Genomic DNA, 21,003 nt, shown 5'->3' on the forward strand with positions numbered 1-21,003 from the left:
TTTGTTTCAATATTTTTATTTTTTTTTCGATGAAAAAAAATAAAAATGATTTCCACGACAATCAGGGCTAGTTAGTGATATAATCGTAATTAATTTCGGTTAAAAATAAGCCATGAGCGGGCACCGAAAAACCTGCTTTGTCTCTACTTTTATTTAGAATGATTGTATTAAAATCATCTAAATCAATTTTGTGCAAACCTACATTTATCAATGTTCCCACGATAGATCGTACCATGTTTCTCAAAAACCGATTTGCTGAGATTGTAAATATTAATTGACTACCAACTTGCTGCCACTGCGCTTCGTAAATTGTGCAGTCAAAAGTATTGACATCAGTATTTACTTTTGAAAAGCATTGAAAATTGGTGTGCTTGAGTAAAATTTTTGCAGCTTCATTCATTAACACAACATCTAATTTTTGAAAAAAATACCAACTCTTATCTTGCAAAAAAGGATCTTTAATGGTGTTAATGTGATATTCATAGGTACGCTGCGTGGCATCAAAACGGCAATGAGCATCGTCAGCTACTACCATGATATCGTAAATAGCAATGTCTTTAGGTAGGTAAGAATTAAGCTTATGTGAAAGTTGTTGACCATCTATAAGTTTATCAAAATCAAAGTGTGCATACATCAGTCTTGCGTGAACCCCAGTATCTGTGCGTCCCGCTCCCATAATAGAAATGGTCGAATTAAGCAAAATAGACAAGGCAGTATTTAATGTTTCCTGCACTGAACTGGCATTGGGCTGTTGCTGCCAACCATGATAAAGCGTACCGTTATATGCTAGTTTTATAAAATATCTCAATGTAATGTAATCGCAAAGTTTTTAAAAAGCAAAGGTACAAAGTTTTTATGTTGAGAAAAGGTTAAATGTGTAAGTTATAATAGCAGTTAAAAACTTTAGTGATTTTGAATAAAGACTGTACCTTTGTTTCTAATACTCCAATTTTAGTTTCGTTAAATGAAAAATATATTACTTCTCTCTGATACGCACTGCCATATTGATGATACTATTTTAAAATATGTAAATCAAGCTGACGAAGTTTGGCATGCTGGAGATATTGGTAATTTAATAGTCACTGATACGATCCAAAAACTCAAACCATTACGTGCAGTTTATGGAAATATTGATGACGATAAGGCCAGAATGGAGTTTCCGTTGAATAACCGTTTTATGTGTGAAGGAGTAGACGTTTGGATTACGCATATTGGTGGTTACCCAGGGAAATATAACCCAGCTGTGAGAGCGGAGCTAGCTGCGAATCCGCCTAAATTATTTATATGCGGACATTCACATATTTTGAAGGTGATGTTTGATAAAAAGAATAATTTGCTCCATATGAACCCCGGGGCATGTGGTAAAAGTGGTTTTCATCAAGTGCGTACAATGCTGCGCTTTGTAATCGACGATGATAAGATTAAAGACTTGGAAATCGTCGAAATAGGTAAAAAATAAATTATGGGTTCTTGTGTAAAATGGGAATTTTTAGTTTGATCTTGGTTCCCTCTTTTTCGTTAGAGTTGATTTTAAATTTTCCCTTAATATTATTTATTCTGGCTCTAATTTGGTTCAGACCAAATCCATCTTGCGAATTGTAGATATCAGTGTCAAAACCGGTACCATTATCTTCAATATGAATAATAAGCATTGCCTCTTTTTCTTCAATATTAATTTGAGCTAGCGTTGCTTTACTGTGTTTTGTAATATTATTGAATAACTCAGTGATGATAAAGTATATTTTCATTTCAAAGTCTTCGTCATATCGTGTCTTGTCTTCAACTGAACTTGAGTACTTAAACTGAATAGTCGAATTTGAGTTTTTTTCGCACAAATCTTTCAAGGTAAAATACAGTCCGAATCGTGCCAATAAGGAAGGAATTAACTGATGAGACAAATCTCTAACTTTATCATGCGCTTCTTTTAGTATTTGTTTTGTTTTTATAATTTCCTCGGAAACACTTTTATTTTTAGCCTGGAAAACACTCAAATGCAGTCCTGCTGATGACAGCAATGCGCTAATATCATCGTGTAAAAAAGAGGCGATTTTTTTTCTTTCAATTTCTTGACCATTTATCGAAGCATTATAAATGTTCTCTTGAATTTTGGTTTGTATGTCCTTGAATTTATTTTTCTCTTTTAAGCGCATGTTCTGGTAAAAAAAGTACAGCATGATAATTATAAATAACAAGACAGAAATTATGATAATACTAATTAATTTATTTCTTGACTGTTTTTCAAGATGCAACTCTTCACTTGTTTGGTACTTTGACTCTATGGTGTCAATTTCTCTACGGTACTCATCAATTTCTAAATTGATACCTTCTACATTAACCTTCTTGGCTTTTTCTTCATTATTAATTTCGACAACCAATAAATTGTATTTTGCTAAATTCTCATAAGCTTTTTTATATTCTCCTATCTTAAGTAAAAAACGCGAGTACTCTTGGTAAGAAAAGGAGAGATCTGATTTTTCTTCTTCAGATTTACCAATAAGAATGGCACGTTCAAAGAATTTTTGGGCTTTAGTATTCTCGTTTTTGTAACTACAATACATACCGTTTAGCATATTCAAAGCTACAATTGTAGTTTGATCGCCATACTTTTGATGGTATTTGTTGATGTATTGTAAGTAGGGAAGGCCTTTACTGTAATTACCTATATCAAAATATGCCCAGGCAATGTTCAAATTCGTGAAAACTAATTGCTCATTGTCAGCGATTTTAGTGCTGTATGCTAGTGATTTTTTATAATACTCAATCCCTGTATTGTACTCCTTCTTATCAAAACAGTAGATATTTCCTAAATTATTATAAAGCCAGTTTTTAAGTTCGTCATCATTTGTTTTATCAGCATACAATAGTCCTTTCTTGTAGTAAAAATAGGCTTTGTCGACTTCTGCGATTCCATCAAAATTGGCTGCTATAATATTATAACACCTGGCGATTAATTGATTGTCATTTGTCTTTATAGCTTTGTCTAATGCTATTCTTGATTTGATTAATGATTTCTCATATTTTTCGTTGTGCATTAAAATAGTAGCTTCATTACTTAATTTTAATGCTTCTTTTTTTGCGATTTCGATATTTTGCGCAAAAACAGAACTACAGATAAATAGTATAAAAAATGGGGACCAGAATTTCACTTTCAGGATAGTCATATTTGATGTTTGTTGCAATGAGAAAGTTTGAGTAGCTACGCTTTTATTAATTTGTTTTTTATCGCATACTTTACAAGACTAATTGTGTTTTTAGCCTTTAATTTTTTCATGATGTTCTTACGATGAGTTTCGACTGTATTGTTACTAATAAATAAGAATTCACTAATTTCTTTACCGCTGTATTCTAATGCTATGAGCGTAATTACTTCTATTTCGCGCTCTGTTAATAGTTCAGATACTGTTGGGTTATATTTATTAACCTTAATATTGTCTCTTGTAGCAGTATTGAATATTTTTTCTCTTACAATATTGCAAAAATATTCTTCTCCTTTATTTACAAAATGAATCGCTTCTATGATATGTTCTGCTGCACACTGTTTAGTTAAGTAACCACTGGCACCTAGCTTCATCACTTCTTTAATTAATTTAAGTTCGTCATAGCTTGATAAAATAATCACCTTACATGGGAATCCTTTTTCCTTAAATTCTTTTAAAACCTCGATACCGTCTTTTTGAGGCATACTTATGTCTAGCACTAGGACATCAGTTTTATTTGCAATAATTTCTTCGAACAATGTGCTGCCGTTTAAGGAAAAGCCTACAAATTCAAAATCATCTACGGTATTTAATAATGTTCTCATGCCATCTATTAGTACCTGATGGTCGTCAGCAAGGTGTATGCGTATTTTTTCTGTCATTTTAAAAAAGGTGTAGCCAAATTTATATAAAATTATGTTAATACCTTAGTTAATGCTTATATTAATCTTACTATATTTAGATTTTGGCCACAAAAAAACCCGAACTTTAACATTCGGGTTTCCTTCGCACTAATAAACTAAGTTTATAGGTTTATCTCAATCTATCCACAGATTTTACAAGATCTTCGTCCTTTTTGATGGCTTTATTAGCTAACACTAACAATACGATAGTCAAAATAGGAAGAAACATCCCAATACCTTTCTCTGAAACAGTTGCTGTTTCTCCAGATAAGTTTAGTGAACGATATACAAATAATCCTAATAAAATTAAATTTAATATTATATTCAATCTGCCTAATACAAATTGATTTTGTCTCTTTTTATAAGAAATGATAGTGATAGCAGTCATAGCCGTGCTAAGTCCAAAAAGTACAATATAAACTTGATCTAGCATGAAATAAAAGTCTTGACCATTTTCTAATTTCCAAAGAGGAAAAACAAATGGCAATACCGCTGTTGCAACAAAAGCTAAAAGCAAATAAATCGTCTGTATTCTTTGTATCATTTTGTGTATTTGTTCTACAAAAATATATTTTCTTTTTTAAAAATACTATTGTATCATTAAATTTTATTCGTATTATTGCACCATAATGCCGTAAGCACTTCATACTGCGGTCGATTCAAAATAAAATAATTACTATCTCATCTCCAAAGTAGTATTTCCACATTAATTAAATCCATAGAACATTCATGTTTGATATTTCTGCATTAAAAGAAATGAAGCTTTCTGAGCTTCAACAAATAGCTAAAGCAGCTAAAACAATTAAATTTAATGGTGTAAAGAAAGATACCTTAATAGGATTGATACTAGAACAACAAAATTCAGCTGCAGATACTGTGTCAGAATCGAAAGTTGTAAAAGTGACTTCCGAAAGTAAACCAAAGCGTTCCCGCATCACTGCGACTGAAGATAATGAAGAAGTTGCTGTTGTCAATACTCCAAAACTCAAAGCTAAAATTATAATTAGCAAAAAAAGTAAAGATATTGACAATGCTGATGTAGATCAAAATAATACATCTTCAACGGATGTAGGGGTGGAGGATAATAAGGTTGAGGAAAGCGATACAGTTGAGGGAAAAAAGCCAGCTAAAATCGTGAAATTCAGTAAGTCGGCATATGAGAAAAAGATTGCTCTTAAAAAGAGTAAAGAAATTCCTGCTGACGGAAAAGTGATAGAGGAATTAGTAGTAGAGCAAGATGCAAAACCTGCCGCAGATAATGATCCAGTAGCTCCCGTAAAAAAGGTCAATCCTAATCAATTAAATAAACAAAATACAAATCCAAATTTCAAGAATAAGAAAAATAATTTTAGAGATTCTGATTTTGAATTTGACGGTATAATTGAAAGTGAAGGTGTTCTTGAAATGATGGCTGATGGCTATGGTTTTTTAAGATCTTCAGATTATAATTATTTAGCGTCTCCAGATGATATTTACTTATCAACTTCACAAATACGATTATTTGGTTTAAAAACGGGTGACACTGTTAAAGGTGTAGTACGTCCTCCTAAAGAGGGTGAGAAGTTTTTTCCACTTGTTCGTGTATTAAAAATTAACGGGCATGACCCACAAGTAGTGCGTGACCGTGTTTCTTTTGAACATTTGACGCCAGTGTTTCCATCGGAGAAATTTAATTTAGCAGAACGTCAAAGCACTATTTCTACTCGAATTATTGATTTGTTTTCACCAATAGGAAAAGGACAACGTGGAATGATCGTTGCGCAACCAAAGACAGGTAAAACGATGTTGCTAAAAGAAATAGCTAATGCAATTGCCGCAAACCATCCAGAAGTTTATTTATTAGTTTTACTAATTGATGAGCGTCCCGAAGAGGTCACAGACATGCAACGCAGTGTACGTGGGGAAGTAATTGCCTCGACTTTTGACAGAGAGCCACAAGAGCATGTGAAAATTGCTAATATTGTTCTTGAAAAAGCAAAACGATTAGTTGAATGTGGGCATGATGTTGTAATACTACTAGATTCAATTACACGTCTAGCGAGAGCATACAACACGGTACAACCGGCATCAGGGAAAGTCTTGAGTGGTGGTGTAGATGCAAATGCATTACAAAAACCGAAACGCTTTTTTGGAGCAGCTCGTAACGTAGAAAATGGTGGTTCTTTAAGTATCATTGCTACCGCATTAACTGAAACAGGTTCTAAGATGGACGAGGTGATCTTTGAAGAATTTAAAGGAACTGGTAATATGGAGCTTCAGTTGGATAGAAAAATTGCTAATAAAAGAATTTTCCCAGCGATTGATTTGACTTCTTCAAGTACAAGACGTGATGACTTGCTATTAGATGAAAATACTTTACAAAGAATGTGGATCATGAGAAAATACCTTGCCGATATGAATCCTGTTGAAGCAATGAGTTTTATAAATGATAAATTCAGACAGACTAGAAATAATGAAGAATTTTTAATTTCTATGAATAACGGATAATTGTATTTTTATTCGATAAAATAAAACCTCACTATGGCAAAATGCTACAGTGAGGTTTTTTAATATAATACCTAAAAAAAGCACTTTCATATTGAAAGTGCTTTTATATTTATTTTGGAAATTATAGAAATTATTCTTGTACTGCTTCTTTTGGTTCAGCAGATTTAATTTCTTTAGGTTTTACAACCGCTTCTTTTCTTTCTAAAAGTGCCATGTAAAATCCATCAAATCCTGACTCATGAGCAAGAATTTTTTGATCTTTTATAAAGGTGAACTCTTGACCAATGTCAGTTTTTAAGAATTTTTCAACTTGTTCTTGATTTTCAGATGGTAAGATAGAGCAAGTAGCATAAACTAATTTACCTCCTGGTTTCACAATTTTAGAGTAGCTTTCTAATACTTCAGATTGAATTTTACGAATATTGTCGATAAATTCAGGTTGTAATTTCCATTTAGCATCAGGATTTCTTTTAAGAACACCTAAACCGCTACATGGCGCATCGATCAATACACGATCTGCTTTCTGATGTAATTTTTTGATTACCTTAGTTGTGTCTATGATTCGGTATTCGATATTGAATGCGCCATCACGTTTTGCTCTTATTTTTAATTGCTTTAATTTGCTTTCGTACAAATCCATGGCAATTAACTGACCTTTATTTTCCATCAAGGCTGCAATGTGCAATGTTTTACCACCAGCTCCAGCACAAGTATCAACTACTCTCATTCCAGGCTTTACATCTAGGAAAGCTGCAACAAGTTGTGAATTTGCATCCTGTACTTCAAAGAAACCTTGCTTAAAAGCATCTGTCATAAATACATTGGCTCTTTCTTTAAGCACTAATGCATCGGGTTGATTTTCTAAAACATCTGTATCGATGTCTAAATCCATTAGGATTGCCCTTAATGCAGCTTTGGTCGTCTTTAAAGTATTTACTCTTAAAATAACTTTTGCTGGTTGGTTTTGAGCTGTAATCTCTTTAGACCAAACTTTCTCACCAAGTTCTTGAACTCCCACAGCATCCATCCAATCTGGGATAGATTCTTTTATAGCTCTCGTTTTTGACAATTCATCAAAACGTCCTTTTATTTTTCTTTCAGGTGTGCCTTCCAGTTGTCTCCAGTCTGGAATTGGATATCCTCTTAATACAGCCCATACTGAAAACATTCTCCAAATATTGTCTCTGTCAAACGGTGCCTTTACTTCAGCAACTTCGGCATACAAACGTTTCCAACGGACGATTTCGTAGATTGTCTCTGCTACAAACTTTCTATCAGAACTTCCCCAACGCTTGTCTTTTTTTAACGCTCTTGCAACTACTTTGTCAGCGTATTCTCCTTCGTTAAATATTGCATTTAAGGAATCTATTGTAGTGTAAACTAAATTTCTATGTAATCTCATTTTTAATAATTGAGGTGCAAAGGTAGTATTAATTGATTGAAAGATAAATTTTTAATAATGATTGTTGTATTTATATTTTACTAACATTCAAATTAAACCATAAAAAAACCACTATAAAGCTATAGTGGTTTGTTTTTATACAATTACAAGAGCTATTTTACTCTCGTCAATCCTATATTTTTAGGAGCATGAAGTACCATTGGAAATTTTTCAATTTTAACAGAGCTGCTATCTAGTCCAAAAGCGCTTTCCTCTGATAAACTTAATTTTTTGATTAGGAAATAGGAATTCATTATTATCTTTTCATGCCATCTCATATCACTGTCGTTAGATAAGAATTTTTCGGATAAAACAAATTTAAAGTCACCTATAATGTTGTTCTTGTTTAGAGATTCGTAACGGCTAGTAATATCCATTTCCCCTTTTTTAACCATGTCCTTTATTACTTCCTTGAACATAAGGTTGATTTTTGTAGGTTCTCTAAATCCTAGATTAAAATCAACACGGTAGATGTCGTCTTTGAGTATTTCAGTTACTTTGTACTCTGTTTTATAAGGTTCACTTAAAATATTCACATGAACAAACCAGTAGATATCCGCTCTCTTAGGTCTTTTTTGTAAGATGGAGTACATTACTTTTTCTTCTATGTCATCAACGCGATTTGCATTTGTCATGTATACTAAGTGTGTAGCATATTTAGGAATAGTTAAGTCAACGCTCAATTCACTCAGCACTTTTGTGTAATCTGCAATTTTGACAATCTTAGTGTATGTTTTGCTAATTTTTTTAGCTAAATACCAAGTCGTCATTATCGAAATTAAAATTATAGCAATGATTAAAGTAACGTATCCACCATCGGCAAACTTGGTGATGTTGGCAGCTAAAAAGCTAAATTCGATTAAAAGATAGACAGTGATTAATGGTATAATGAAATATAATTTTACTCTCTTCATTATCAAATAGAAGTTTAATAAAATGGTTGTCATAATCATACAAAGTATAATTGCTAATCCATAAGCATGTTCCATGTTACTTGATTGTTCGAAATGAAGAACAATACCTACACATCCTAAAAATAATAGCCAGTTTATTGAAGGAATGTATAATTGTCCTTTCAATTCTGTAGGATATTTGATTTTAACTTTTGGCCAAAAGTTCAATCGCATTGCTTCATTAATCAAGGTAAACGATCCTGTAATTAATGCTTGTGATGCAATAACAGCAGCTAGAGTTGCTATTACAATTCCTACAGGTTGAAACCAATCGGCCATGATTAGATAAAACGGGTTCCCATTCGATCCACCTAGAGTTTGCAATGTTTCTCCTTCATGTTGTATTAAAAAAGCTGCTTGTCCAAAATAGTTTAGTACTAGAGCTGATTTTACAAAAATCCAACTTACACGAATGTTCTTACGTCCGCAATGTCCCATATCCGAATACAATGCTTCTGCTCCCGTCGTACACAAGAAAACAAAACCTAAAACAAAGAAACCCTCTGGGTGAATTGTTAATAAATGATAAGCATAATAAGGATTAAATGCTTTAAAAACTTCAGGAAATTTGATAATTTGAATTAGTCCTAGGGTTCCTAACATGCTGAACCAAACAAGCATCATTGGTGCGAAAAATTTACCAACAAGCTTAGTTCCAAATTGTTGAATTGTAAATAATACAAAGAGTATTCCTATTACTATAGGTACTGTATTAATACTAGGATAGTATGTTTTTATACCTTCAATTGCAGATGAAACAGAGATCGGAGGGGTAATGATACCGTCTGCTAATAGTGCACTTCCTCCAATAATGGCGGGGACAATTAACCATTTTATTTTTGTCTTTTTTACTAAAGCATATAAAGCAAAAATACCACCCTCACCATGATTATCAGCGCTTAAGGTGATCATTACATATTTAATGGTGGTTTGTAGTGTTAGCGTCCAAAAAACGCAAGAAATTCCACCTAATACAATGTCAGCATTAATGATAGATTCTCCAAGTATTGCCTTCATTACATACAAGGGTGAAGTACCAATATCTCCATATATTATTCCTAATGTAATCAGTAAACCACCTAAGGTTAATTTGGAGTGTAAATTTTTGTGCTGAGTGCTCATGTATTATTTTTAATATAACGCGTCAAATTTACTCTTTTTAAATAAATTAGGATGTTTTATTAACAAAAAAAAACACGGTTTGAGTAAACCGTGTTTTTTAATAAATGATGTTTCTACGAGCGTCTATTTTCTAAACTTGAACTTGATCTTCTTGAGTTATTATTTTTGCCACTCTCAGATCTTTGTGAAGTAGACCTTGATACATTGCCACTAGATTTTTCAGTTCTATTCGAGCTTACTCTATTGTTTCTAGGTGTTGCTGCTTGATTGTTTTGTCTAGTTGTCGTTCTAATTCTGTTCTCAGCGGTGTTTGTTCTTTGTTGGGTTGCACGCGAATTAGGATTGCTAGTTCTTCTTTGTGCCGTGTTTTCTTGGTTTGAGCTACGTTGTGTGCTGTAATTTGGCTTTCTAGTATTCGTATTTCTTGAATTAGATGCTGTTCTTACATTGGCGCTTTCAGCTCTTCTATTTTGTTGCTCAGTACTTCGTGTGTCGTTGCTTCGTGAACTATTGCTTCGTTGCTGTGGGTTTGATCTTCCTATTGTCGCACTTGATCTCGTTCTATAATTCCCGTTTTTATTGACTGTGCGATTGTTTTCGTAGCTAGAGGTTCTTGATGTTCTACTCGTGGCTCTATTATCTGCATAAGTTCTTGTTGGTCTTGAATTTACTCTGCTTGAATTTCTATTTTGGTCTAATTCATATCGATTTATCACAGTCGTATTTCTACGTGAAAAAGCATAATTTGGATGCATTCTCTCATATCCATTAGCGCGTCTCGAATTATAAATAACTGCTGCATGACTGCTTCTTCTCGAATTCACATAGTTGTATCTATTGTTTATATTGATATTCACGCTAATATTATTTCGATAACGAAATACTGGAAATGGATTCCATGCTCTATAATAATTTGGGTAATAGTTCCAACGATAGGTCGATACATATGGGCGATAATTCGAACTCCAAAAAGAAGCGTAAATTAAAGGTGTGCTGTAATAAGTTGGTTCGTAAATGTAATTTTGTCCATACATAAATTCGTTCCCTATAAATTGTACCTGCACGGTATTGTTACGGTCTTTTTCTAAGTCGATCGTCGCAACATCTTGATATACATCACGATCAAGAACAGCTTGGATTACTACAACGTGCGTGTTGCGTTCAACAGATTCAATCACTCGTAAGTAATCAACTTCGTCGTCGTCGTTTAAATCTAAGTTTGAAATTTGAATATCGGGATCGTTCAATTTTCTTTCAAAGTCCTCAATGTCTCGAGATTCTCCAAAAATGGAAGCTACTGCACGCAAGTCAAGATTATCGCTTATTTCATAATTTGAAGGCTTTACCTGTGTGTTATATTGTGCTTGAGCATTCAGTCCCAGAACTGCTGTAGCAAGGCTTAAAAAAAGTATTTTAGTTTTCATAACAATAGAATTAGAGATTGTTATCTTTGAATATCCAATTACTGTGCCAATTAAAAAAGGTGTAGCAATGCACTACCTTAATTAGTTGTAAATTAGACCTAAAATATGAACCACATGAAGAAAATTTTATTTCCGTTTGTTTTGCTACTGCTAATTGTTAGCTGCAAATCGCAGTCAAACAGCAATATTTTAGAAAACCCTAAAACATTTAGCTCGTTATCAATTGATACCCTTTTTAAGGACGAAATTAGTATAAGAGCGATTGCTATTGCTGGTAATAAAGTTTGGTATGCAGGTAGTAAATCTAAGTATGGTTATTATGACTTAGAAAAAAAACAAAATAACCTAAAAACGATTTCTAAAGAAAATCTAGAATTTAGAAGCTTAGCGCAAAACGACTCAAGTCTTTTTTTACTAAATGTTGGGAGCCCTGCGTTTCTTTATAAAATTGATAAACACAATTTGAGTAACAAAGTTGTTTATCAAGAAGATCTAGAAAAAGTTTTCTATGATAGTATGCAGTTTTGGAATGATAAGGAAGGTATTGCTATGGGCGATCCTATTGATACTTGCCTTTCGGTGATAATTACTAGGGATGGAGGGGATTCTTGGAAAAAGATTTCTTGTGAAAATCTTCCAACAGTAGTCTCTGCTGAGGCAGCTTTTGCGGCAAGCAACACCAATATTGTAGTTAAGGAAAACAACACTTGGATTGTAACCGGCGGAAAAGAGGCTAACGTGATTTTCTCAAGTGACAAAGGAAAGTCATGGAAAAAATACAGTACACCAATTATTCAAGGTGAAGCAATGACTGGTATTTTTACTGCAGATTTCTATGATACAAACCAAGGCTTTATAAGCGGTGGAAATTATGAAAAGTTAACTCAAAACTACGGTAACAAAGCGCACACTGTCGACGGCGGTAAAACATGGGATCTCATTGCTGAAAATGAAGGGTTTGGTTACGCATCTTGTGTACAGTACATTCCTAATTCAGGCGGAAAAGGATTGGTTACGGTAGGAGCATCGGGTATTTACTATTCTAACGATGCCGGCAAAAAGTGGAAACAATTGTCGACTAATGCTAATCTATATACGATTCGCTTCATAGATGAAAACACAGCAATAGCAGCGGGTAAAAATTGCATGTTACAATTGCGTTTTTTGTGATGGTACTACCTTTCTTTCGAATAAAATTATTTTTTGAAATAGTCATTAATTACACTTTTTCGACCTATGGTCTTAGTGATGATGTCTTTATCTAGATCCCAACCTCGTGCAGGAGAATATTCCCTTCCATACCAAATAATTTGTAGGTGAAGGTCATTCCATATTTCCTCTGGAAAAATACGTTTAGCATCTTTTTCAGTCTGGACTACGTTTTTACCATTGGTCAAATTCCATCGGTACATTAAACGGTGAATGTGTGTATCAACTGGAAAAGCGGGTACTCCAAAAGCTTGTGACATTACCACTGATGCAGTTTTATGTCCTACAGCAGGTAATTCTTCTAAGTATTCAAAACTCTGCGGAACGATTCCGTTGTGTTTGTCGATTAAAATGTGTGATAAACCATGAATTCCTTTCGATTTCATAGGCGATAATCCACATGGCCTAATGATTTCTTTGATTTCCTCAACAGATATTTTAATCATATCATAGGGATTATCAGCCTTTGCAAAAAGTAGCGGTGTGATTTGATTAACGCGCACATCAGTACATTGTGCCGATAATAAAACGGCTATCAATAAAGTATAGGGATCCTTGTGATCAAGAGGCACAGGTATGGTAGGGTATAAGTCTTTTAACGTATTTATAACGAATGTTACCCGTTCTTGCTTAGTCATTTTTGTAAATTTATATCTTGTAAAATTACTATAATTTTTATGATGTGCCTAATCCAGCTGTACGCTACAAGTCCTCCTTTATAAAACATTTTTTCAACGATGGTAAAGGAGCTTCTTTTAGTCGCTCTTAACCATCAAGAAAAAGATGGTTTTATTAAATTCGGCGCTTTACACTGCCATCTGGGGCATTAAAAATCGTAATTTAGCCATTAACAATTAGAACTAAAATTTAAACCATAATAGTATGACAACATTAAAAAAAGGAGATAAAGCACCTGCTTTTTCAGGAGTAGATCAAGACGGTAAGGCACACAAATTAAGTGATTATGTGGGAAAAAAATTAGTAGTATTTTTTTATCCAAAAGCAAGTACACCGGGATGTACTGCTGAAGCTTGTGACTTGAGAGATAACTTTGAGCGTTTTGAAGCTAATAATTATGCATTGCTAGGAGTTAGCGCTGATCCGGCTGCGAGACAAGCTAAGTTTAAAGAAAAATATAATTTTCCTTTCCCTTTATTAGCCGATGAGGATAAATCAGTTATCGAAGCCTTTGGTGTTTGGGGGCCGAAAAAATTCATGGGTAAAGAGTACGACGGTATTCATAGAACCACTTTTGTAATCGACGAAAACGGAATCATTGATGAAGTAATCGAAAAAGTAAAAACAAAAGAACATGCAGCACAAATTTTAAAATAAGCTGATAAAACAAAAACGCCAAGAAAAATAATTTCCTTGGCGTTTTTGTTTTATTTTAAATCACTATATTTTAATTGATTTCTTTTAATGCTTTATTAGGATCGTACCCAAAAAGATAGTGCTCCTTGATGATTTCGGCAATTCCAGAAGGTAACATTGCTTCCCATCCTGGTTTTCCATCGCTAATCATTTTTAATACTTCACGTGAGAACACTTCTAATGTTTCAGGATCATAATCATCAATATCAATTACTTTTCCGTTGAATTTAAAGAACTTGTACAATTCTTTCATTCTAGGGTGCACTTTAAGATTGTCTGAATTAATGATTTCTCCATTTTCATCAAGCATTGGATACAAGAAAACTTTCATATCGCGGTAGAATAATTTACCAAAAGCTTCTAGAATTCCTCCGCTCAGATGGCGGTAATATTTCTCGTCAAAGATGTCAACTAAATTATTTACGCCCATGGCTAGTCCCATTCGAGCCTTAGTATAATTAGCAAAATATTCTACGACTTTATAATATTCTTGGAAATTGGAGATCATTACAGTTTGCCCTAGCGAGCATAATAATTCTGCTCTATCCATAAAATCACGCTCGTCAATTTCACCATCTGACCTCAAGTTAGAAAGTGTAATCTCAAAAACCACAAGTGTATTTTCTTTTTCAACCTTATTTTCTTCTATAAACATTTGTAATGATTTCTCATACATGTCCATATTTACCTTAGTTACAGGACGGAAACTTCCGCGAAGAGCTAAGATGTTTTTCTTGTATAGTATAGCTGCGGGTAGAATGTTTTTTCCGTTTGGATCAAACATTACAGCATCTGTCATTCCGTTTTTAACCAGCTGTAAACTCATTAATCTATTGTCTACATCAGCAAAACGAGGTCCTGAAAAGTTGATAGTATCAATCTCTAATTGATCTTTATCTAGATGGTCGTATAAGTAACGCAACAAACGTTTAGGGTCATTGTATTTATAGAAAGCACCGTAGATAAGATTGACTCCTAGAATTCCTAATGTTTCCTGTTGTAATCTTGCATCAGTTTCTTTAAATCGAATGTGCAGAATAATCTCGTTATAATCCTCGTCAGGTTCAATTTGGTAACGTATTCCTACCCAACCGTGACCTTTAAATTGTTTGGCAAAATCGATGGTAGCGACAGTATTAGCATAACTAAAAAACATTTTATTAGGATGTTTTTCCCTACTTAAACGCTTTTCGACTAGTTCACCTTCCATTGTGATCATTCTCTTAAGTCGGCTTTCTGTTACATAACGCCCGTCTTCTTCAATACCATAAATGGCATCACTAAAGTCTTTGTCGTAAGCAGACATTGCTTTTGCAATGGTTCCAGAAGATCCACCTGATCTAAAAAAATGTCTCACAGTTTCTTGTCCTGCACCTATCTCAGCAAAAGTACCGTATATATTTTCGTTCAAATTTATACGTAAGGCTTTATCTTTTATTGAAGGAATTTGTGCGATGACTTTGTCACCTTTTAATTTTATTCTAGTATCCATTTCGTTTTAAATATGGCTAATATGATACAAAGTTAACTAAATAGGTTTCTAATGAAAGAGAATTAATCCTATTTTTGTAAAAAAATAATAGCGCATTGAAAGTATATTTTCTAGGTACGGGCACATCACAAGGAATTCCTGTCATTGGGAGCACTCATCCGGTATGCCAAAGTACTGATTTTAAAGACAAAAGACTACGAGTTTCGATATGGATTAGCTGGGATGACTACTCTTACGTTATCGATTGCGGACCCGATTTTAGGCAACAAATGCTAATTTCTAATTGTAAAAAAGTTGACGGAATTTTATTTACTCATGAACATGCAGATCATACTGCTGGTTTAGACGATATTCGACCTTTTAATTTTAAAATGGGAGCGATGCCAATCTATGCTCATGAAAGAGTAATTAATAATTTAAAATACCGTTTTAATTACATTTTTGAAACAGAAAATAGGTACCCAGGGGCTCCATCTGTGCTAGTCAATAAGGTGCTTGATAATACTCCTTTACAGTTAGGTAATATGAAGGTACAGCCTATAAGCGTCATGCATGGTGACTTGCAGGTTTATGGCTACCGTTTTGATAAATTTGCTTATTTAACAGATGTTAAAACAATTGTTCAAGAAGAAATAGAGAAATTAAAGGATTTAGACGTGCTAGTAGTTAACGCGTTAAGAGAAGAGCCACACCATTCTCATTTTAATCTTGACGAAGCACTACAGTTTATCGAACTGGTTAAACCTAAGAAAGCTTACTTAACTCATGTAAGTCATATGCTAGGTTTTCATGAAGAAATCCAAAAAAGATTGCCGAAAAATGTATTTTTGGCCTACGATAATTTAGAAATCACAATATAATATAATGCCATGAAAAGATCATTTTTGCTGTATGCGTTTATACTTTTAATATTAATGAATATTTTTACCTATGCTTTTTACAGTCAAGAGGTTGCTTTCGAAAAAAACAGGTATACTAAAGTCACAACGAAATTAAAAGACAGCCTGAAATCAATGAATAGTAAACTAGCTGATGCAAAATATTTCTCGTTAGAAAAGAATGAAAATGCACAAAATTATTTTGAATCTGAAGATGGTTCTACAGTAATAGCACATCAAAAATTAATTCCATTTGTAACCGAGCGCTTGTTAGATTACAATTCAAATCCTAATGGGAATCCTTACACTGGGCAAGATAAAATAGGAGAGAATAAATTTATTATTAATAAAGTACGTTTGCTCAACCACCGATGGATTATTGCTGACTATAGTGACGGTACTATTTGGGGCGAAGCTCTATTGAAATATTTCATCAACGATGACCAAACCATTTCATTTGAAGTAAATCAATCCCTACTATATTCTAAATAAAAAAAAGAGGTTCTCAATGAGAACCTCTTTTTTTCATTATGACAAAAGCCAGTTTTTAAAGTCGTAAAAATTTTGTGGTGATACACCATGACCTACTGGATATTCTTTGTAAGTAGCGTCAATATTTAGCTGTTTTAAAAACGGCGTTGATTTGCGAGCCCAATCAATTGGAATGACCTGATCAACTGTTCCATGTGAATGGAAAATTTTTAATTTTGAGAAGTCATTGTTTTTATAGTTCTCACTGAAAATTTCATCATTGATATAGCCGCTCAAAGCGATGACTTTACTAATTCTTTCTGGATGTGATAATGCAATGGCATAACTTAATATTGCTCCTTGGCTAAAGCCAGCAAGAACAACATTATCTTTATCGATAGGATAATTTGCAATTAACTCATCTATAAAATTTAAAATAGCATCGCGTGATGTTTTAGCTTGCTCGTTATCCGAAAATTTATTTTGATCAGCATCAAAATTGATAGCATACCATGCGTAACTATTGTACTGCATGTCGTAAGGTGCTCTCGCTGAAATGATGTAATAATTTTCGGGAAGCTCAGTAGCAAATGAAAATAAATCTGCTTCGTTGCTACCATATCCATGCAGTAATACAATCACTGGATTTTTTTCTAATGTAACTTTTGGTTCTCTAATGAGATATTCTAATGATAATTTCATGTTGTAATTTTAAGAGATACTTTTAAACCATTTTTGATATAATTCACCTAATAAAGGAACTGGTTTTGTTTCTCCTTTAACGGCTGTTAGCATGCCATAAGACCACAACACAAATACAAAGATCCACATGGGTATCGAAATCATTAAGCTGTCAAAATTGTTTACTATTAATCCTAACGATATAAATGTAAGAAACAACCCTAAGGCTTGACGTATGTGAAAAGAGGCAAAGGCATTTTTATCTTCTGCATTCATAGACATGGCGATAAAAACGCCAATTCCTAGAATGTAACTTGTTATTGCAGCAGTTTTCCCGCTTTCAATTGTATTCATATATTTATGATAAAATTATTTTGTTTTGATTGATAACACCATAAACCGTACCTTGAACAGTAGTGCCTAAAAATGCTGAATTTTTTGATTTAGATAAAATATCTGCTTTAGAAAAAGTCTTTGTTCCTTCAGGGTTAAACAAACTCAAGTTAGCTAAATTTCCTTCAAGAATTGCTGGTAATGCAATTTTGAAAGTCGTTGTTCCTGCAGTTAACTTTTCGATCACTATATCTAATGGAAGAACAGTTAACAATGCTCCAAAAGCACTTTCTAGACCAATCGTACCATCTTTTGCAGTGTCAAACTCCATTTTTTTATGTTCGATATCAATCGGGTTATGATCTGATGTGATCATATCGATAGTTCCATCAATTACAGCTTCAAGTAGAGCCGCTCTATCTTCCTCGGTTCTTAAGGGAGGAGTGACTTTAAAACGCGTGTCAAAATTTTCTAATTTTGAGTCTGTAAGCACTAAGTTATGTACACTCACACTACACGTTACAGCTATTCCTTTTGCTTTAGCATCTTTAATTAAGGCAACTGATTTTGCAGTCGAAATCGTAGGAATGTGTAATTTACCTCCAGTATATTCCAGTAAAAACAAGTTACGTGCAATTTGGAGTTCTTCGGCTAAATTTGGAATTCCTTTTAAGCCCAATCGGGTAGATACAACTCCTTCATTAACGACTCCATTTCCTTTAATCATCTCATCCTGCGAATACGCAATCGCTAATCCGTCAAAATCTTGTACATACTGTAATGCTATTTTTAATAGGTTGGCGTTAGCTTGACTTTTATTATAATCTCCAAAAGCTACAGCTCCTGCATTTTTCATATCAAATAATTCAGCCATATCTTTTCCTTCACTCCCTTTAGTTAGAGCGCCAATAGGGTATAAGGCTGTGGCGCTATTCAAAGCTTTATTTTTAACAAATAAAATTTGGGATTGATTGTCAATCACCGGATAAGAATTTGGCTGTAATGCAATCGCAGTAAACCCGCTTTTTGCAGCTACTGTGAGGCCGTTTGCAATGGTTTCTCTATCTTCAAAACCGGGCTCTCCTAAAGAAACACTGCTGTCGAACCAACCTTTAGAAACGTGAAGGTTTTCCTTTTTTATTTCCTCAAAATTATCAGGCGCGACTATGTTAGTACCAATCTTATCAATCACGCCGTCAGCGATTAAAATATCTACTATTTGATTGTGATACGTACTTTGGGCATCAATGATCTTTGCCGCTCTAATGATTACATTCATAGTTGTGTTGTTTAGGTGCTGAGTGATAGAAAACTTTTATTTCATGAAGCGGATAATAGCCATTTCACTTATTAAAAAAAATAGTGCAAAGATAACAAACCATTTCCAAATTTGATTGTCTGATCTATTGCTTTGCGAGCTTTCATAATAACTTTCAACTGAGGGTATTATTTCAAAGTCCTTATTGTTTTTTATATCGGCTGTAGCCAAATCACTTTCTGTTCGAGAATAATTAAAGCTAATTGCATCTATAATATCCTCTTTGCTTTTAATTGAAAAATTGCCCGCTTGCTGTGGTAGATCAGAAAAATACAATTGAACATTGTTATTTACAACTTGCTGCATAGGGATGAATTGTTCGTTTTGATTTTCGACTTTTAAAACGGCTTCTTTATTTATTTTGGACGCTACAGTTAAAGTTTCATTGTTTCCTATAGTGTAAGCTTTAACAGTTCCTGTCACAGTAGCGGTTCCCATTTTGTAAAAAGTAGGCACAATTAAAGGAGATTGCTGGAAATTAGAATTAGTACTGTTTACAGCTGCCGCAAAAAGATACAAGGTCCCTGAGCCAAATTTGGTACTGCTTAAAAATGAAGATTGGTCGCTGTACCCTAAAATTTCAGATGATGATCCTATAATTTGAAAGGAGTTTTTAGTGGTAGGATATTGAAAATTACTCACCTTAGTTTCAAACACGTCACTATATAAGGGATGATTGAAATTGATTTTTGTAATTTTTCTATCGGTTGCTTCATTACTTTTCAATTGAATTTGTCCAAAGTTTTTTAGAAATGAATTGTAGGCACTAACTTTGGTAACGTTGTTAGGTATCACAACTAAATTGCCGCCGTTTTGTACAAAAGTTTTTAAAGTCGTTTGTAAAGCTTGAGGTATATCTGCCAGTTCGTTTAGAATAATAGCATCTTGTTTTTCAATTTGGTTATAACTCAAATCATTTAATGGAGTGTTGCTTAAATCAAACTCTGCCTCATTGTAGATACGTTTTAAAAAGCTGTTTTTTGCAGTTTCTCCAATACTCATAATCTTATTTTTTTTAAGAGCAGCTATAGAAAAGAAGTAGGTATTATCATAAGGCAAGGCGCCATCTTCAATAGACACGTAGCCATTAAAAGATTCTTTTGGAATATTGAAAGTGACCGTTTCTGATTTTTTACTAAAAGTTAGTTGGCTTGTGACTAGCTTTTTTGTACCATTATAAACGGAGATAGGGATGTTGTTGTTTGGGTTTCCATATTGAGATACTTTAACATTGAGCTCGTAAAAAGTATCAGAGGTTTCTTTAATAAATACACTGTCAATTGCAGTGTTATTTTTTTGTTCACTTTGAGGAATGATAAAATAAAGCGTATTACTCTTATCATTTAAAATATTAGTTTCGACTAATTGTGGAGCATCGGTTATGATGACAATATTTTTTTCTTCAAACGTTTTTTGAGTATTAATTTTGTTGATCTGACTTTCAAGAGAAAATGGTAGGGCGCTATAGTTCAATTTTTGTAAATCGCTTCTAATAGATTTGATATCGGTATTCCAAAAGGATTCTGTATTTGTTAACAAGGAAAATTGTTCTGACTCAGGTATTTGTTCAAGCAATTCTTGTATAGCCCTTTTAAATAACTCCCCTTTTTTACCTTTGGCTTGCATGCTGAAAGAATTGTCTAAAACTATAAATAGTTGCTTCTTTGATTTATCTGCATCTTTCGCAGGAAAAAAGGGCTGGGCAAATGCAATAATGATGGCAGTGAGCAATAGTAGTCTGCAAGACAACAGCAGCCATTTTTTTATTTGAGAGTTTTTTTGGGTTTGTGCTTTAATCGTTTTAAGCAATCTAACATTTGTAAAAACTTGAGTTTTAAATCTTCGTAATCTAAATAGATGTACAATGATCGGTACGAGCAGCAAAAATAGAAAGTATAAAATTTCAGGATGTTTTAGTTGCATGCAAGTAGTTCTTTAAT

Annotated in this window: 19 protein-coding genes; 6 read left to right on the forward strand and 13 right to left on the reverse strand. The window is 33.5% G+C overall.

The features are described 5' to 3' along the window. Positions 1-67: 67 nt before the first annotated feature. Positions 68-808 carry a tRNA pseudouridine(38-40) synthase TruA gene (truA, locus tag H603_RS0114615; protein WP_026709312.1) on the reverse strand — a complete coding sequence of 247 codons (741 nt, stop codon included), beginning with the start codon at positions 806-808 and terminating at the stop codon, positions 68-70. Between the two features lie 156 nt (positions 809-964). Here truA and H603_RS0114620 point away from each other — a divergent pair, with 156 nt between their 5' ends. Then, on the forward strand, positions 965-1,459 hold the full coding sequence (locus H603_RS0114620; protein ID WP_026709313.1) for a metallophosphoesterase family protein: 495 nt from the start codon (positions 965-967) through the stop codon (positions 1,457-1,459). A 1-nt stretch (position 1,460) separates the two neighbouring features. Here H603_RS0114620 and H603_RS0114625 read toward each other — a convergent pair whose 3' ends face one another. From H603_RS0114625 to H603_RS0114635, 3 genes are all read right to left on the reverse strand, one after another. Beyond that, positions 1,461-3,161, reverse strand: a complete 1,701-nt coding sequence (locus H603_RS0114625) for a tetratricopeptide repeat-containing sensor histidine kinase (protein ID WP_026709314.1) — start codon at positions 3,159-3,161, stop codon at positions 1,461-1,463. 35 nt (positions 3,162-3,196) lie between these two features. Beyond that, positions 3,197-3,859 (reverse strand): response regulator transcription factor, encoded by a 663-nt coding sequence (locus H603_RS0114630; protein ID WP_026709315.1) that lies wholly within the window; start codon positions 3,857-3,859, stop codon positions 3,197-3,199. A gap of 151 nt (positions 3,860-4,010) precedes the next feature. Then, on the reverse strand, positions 4,011-4,424 hold the full coding sequence (locus tag H603_RS0114635; protein ID WP_026709316.1) for a DUF4293 domain-containing protein: 414 nt from the start codon (positions 4,422-4,424) through the stop codon (positions 4,011-4,013). Between the two features lie 185 nt (positions 4,425-4,609). Between H603_RS0114635 and rho the strand changes: the two genes are divergently transcribed. Beyond that, entirely contained in the window at positions 4,610-6,367 is a 1,758-nt protein-coding gene (rho, locus tag H603_RS0114640) for a transcription termination factor Rho (protein ID WP_026709317.1), read from the forward strand. Positions 6,368-6,497: 130 nt separating this feature from the next. Here the strand turns inward: rho and H603_RS0114645 are convergent, their stop codons facing one another. The 3 genes from H603_RS0114645 to H603_RS0114655 form a co-directional block, all read right to left on the reverse strand. Next, positions 6,498-7,769 carry an RsmB/NOP family class I SAM-dependent RNA methyltransferase gene (locus H603_RS0114645; protein WP_026709318.1) on the reverse strand — a complete coding sequence of 424 codons (1,272 nt, stop codon included), beginning with the start codon at positions 7,767-7,769 and terminating at the stop codon, positions 6,498-6,500. A 152-nt stretch (positions 7,770-7,921) separates the two neighbouring features. Next, positions 7,922-9,883 carry a KUP/HAK/KT family potassium transporter gene (locus H603_RS0114650; RefSeq protein WP_026709319.1) on the reverse strand — a complete coding sequence of 654 codons (1,962 nt, stop codon included), beginning with the start codon at positions 9,881-9,883 and terminating at the stop codon, positions 7,922-7,924. A gap of 113 nt (positions 9,884-9,996) precedes the next feature. Beyond that, positions 9,997-11,307, reverse strand: a complete 1,311-nt coding sequence (locus H603_RS0114655; protein ID WP_026709320.1) for a hypothetical protein — start codon at positions 11,305-11,307, stop codon at positions 9,997-9,999. Between the two features lie 114 nt (positions 11,308-11,421). On the opposite strand from H603_RS0114655, the gene H603_RS0114660 reads away from it, so the two are divergent. Beyond that, positions 11,422-12,477 carry a sialidase family protein gene (locus H603_RS0114660; protein ID WP_026709321.1) on the forward strand — a complete coding sequence of 352 codons (1,056 nt, stop codon included), beginning with the start codon at positions 11,422-11,424 and terminating at the stop codon, positions 12,475-12,477. A gap of 26 nt (positions 12,478-12,503) precedes the next feature. On the opposite strand, the gene H603_RS0114665 is transcribed toward H603_RS0114660, so the two are convergent. Beyond that, entirely contained in the window at positions 12,504-13,154 is a 651-nt protein-coding gene (locus tag H603_RS0114665) for an endonuclease III domain-containing protein (protein ID WP_026709322.1), read from the reverse strand. A 244-nt stretch (positions 13,155-13,398) separates the two neighbouring features. Here H603_RS0114665 and bcp point away from each other — a divergent pair, with 244 nt between their 5' ends. Next, complete coding sequence (gene bcp, locus H603_RS0114670) at positions 13,399-13,851, forward strand: thioredoxin-dependent thiol peroxidase (protein ID WP_026709323.1); 453 nt, start codon at positions 13,399-13,401, stop codon at positions 13,849-13,851. Between the two features lie 70 nt (positions 13,852-13,921). Here bcp and H603_RS0114675 read toward each other — a convergent pair whose 3' ends face one another. Beyond that, positions 13,922-15,382, reverse strand: a complete 1,461-nt coding sequence (locus tag H603_RS0114675) for a TonB-dependent receptor (RefSeq protein WP_026709324.1) — start codon at positions 15,380-15,382, stop codon at positions 13,922-13,924. Positions 15,383-15,477: 95 nt separating this feature from the next. Between H603_RS0114675 and H603_RS0114680 the strand changes: the two genes are divergently transcribed. Continuing rightward, entirely contained in the window at positions 15,478-16,242 is a 765-nt protein-coding gene (locus tag H603_RS0114680; protein ID WP_026709325.1) for an MBL fold metallo-hydrolase, read from the forward strand. A 9-nt stretch (positions 16,243-16,251) separates the two neighbouring features. After that, positions 16,252-16,752 (forward strand): hypothetical protein, encoded by a 501-nt coding sequence (locus H603_RS0114685; protein ID WP_035676167.1) that lies wholly within the window; start codon positions 16,252-16,254, stop codon positions 16,750-16,752. Positions 16,753-16,788: 36 nt separating this feature from the next. On the opposite strand, the gene H603_RS0114690 is transcribed toward H603_RS0114685, so the two are convergent. The 4 genes from H603_RS0114690 to H603_RS0114705 are packed head-to-tail and all read right to left on the reverse strand — an operon-like array spanning position 16,789 to position 20,986. Beyond that, complete coding sequence (locus tag H603_RS0114690) at positions 16,789-17,433, reverse strand: alpha/beta hydrolase (RefSeq protein WP_026709327.1); 645 nt, start codon at positions 17,431-17,433, stop codon at positions 16,789-16,791. Positions 17,434-17,442: 9 nt separating this feature from the next. Then, complete coding sequence (locus H603_RS0114695) at positions 17,443-17,766, reverse strand: DUF4870 domain-containing protein (RefSeq protein ID WP_026709328.1); 324 nt, start codon at positions 17,764-17,766, stop codon at positions 17,443-17,445. A 4-nt stretch (positions 17,767-17,770) separates the two neighbouring features. Then, positions 17,771-19,024, reverse strand: coding sequence for a dihydroorotase (locus H603_RS0114700; protein ID WP_026709329.1), 1,254 nt, complete (start codon positions 19,022-19,024; stop codon positions 17,771-17,773). A 36-nt stretch (positions 19,025-19,060) separates the two neighbouring features. Beyond that, positions 19,061-20,986, reverse strand: coding sequence for a vWA domain-containing protein (locus H603_RS0114705; RefSeq protein WP_026709330.1), 1,926 nt, complete (start codon positions 20,984-20,986; stop codon positions 19,061-19,063). Positions 20,987-21,003 lie beyond the last annotated feature (17 nt).

Origin of the sequence: Flavobacterium frigidarium DSM 17623 (assembly GCF_000425505.1) — a bacterium.
Classification (GTDB): Bacteria; Bacteroidota; Bacteroidia; order Flavobacteriales; family Flavobacteriaceae; genus Flavobacterium; species Flavobacterium frigidarium.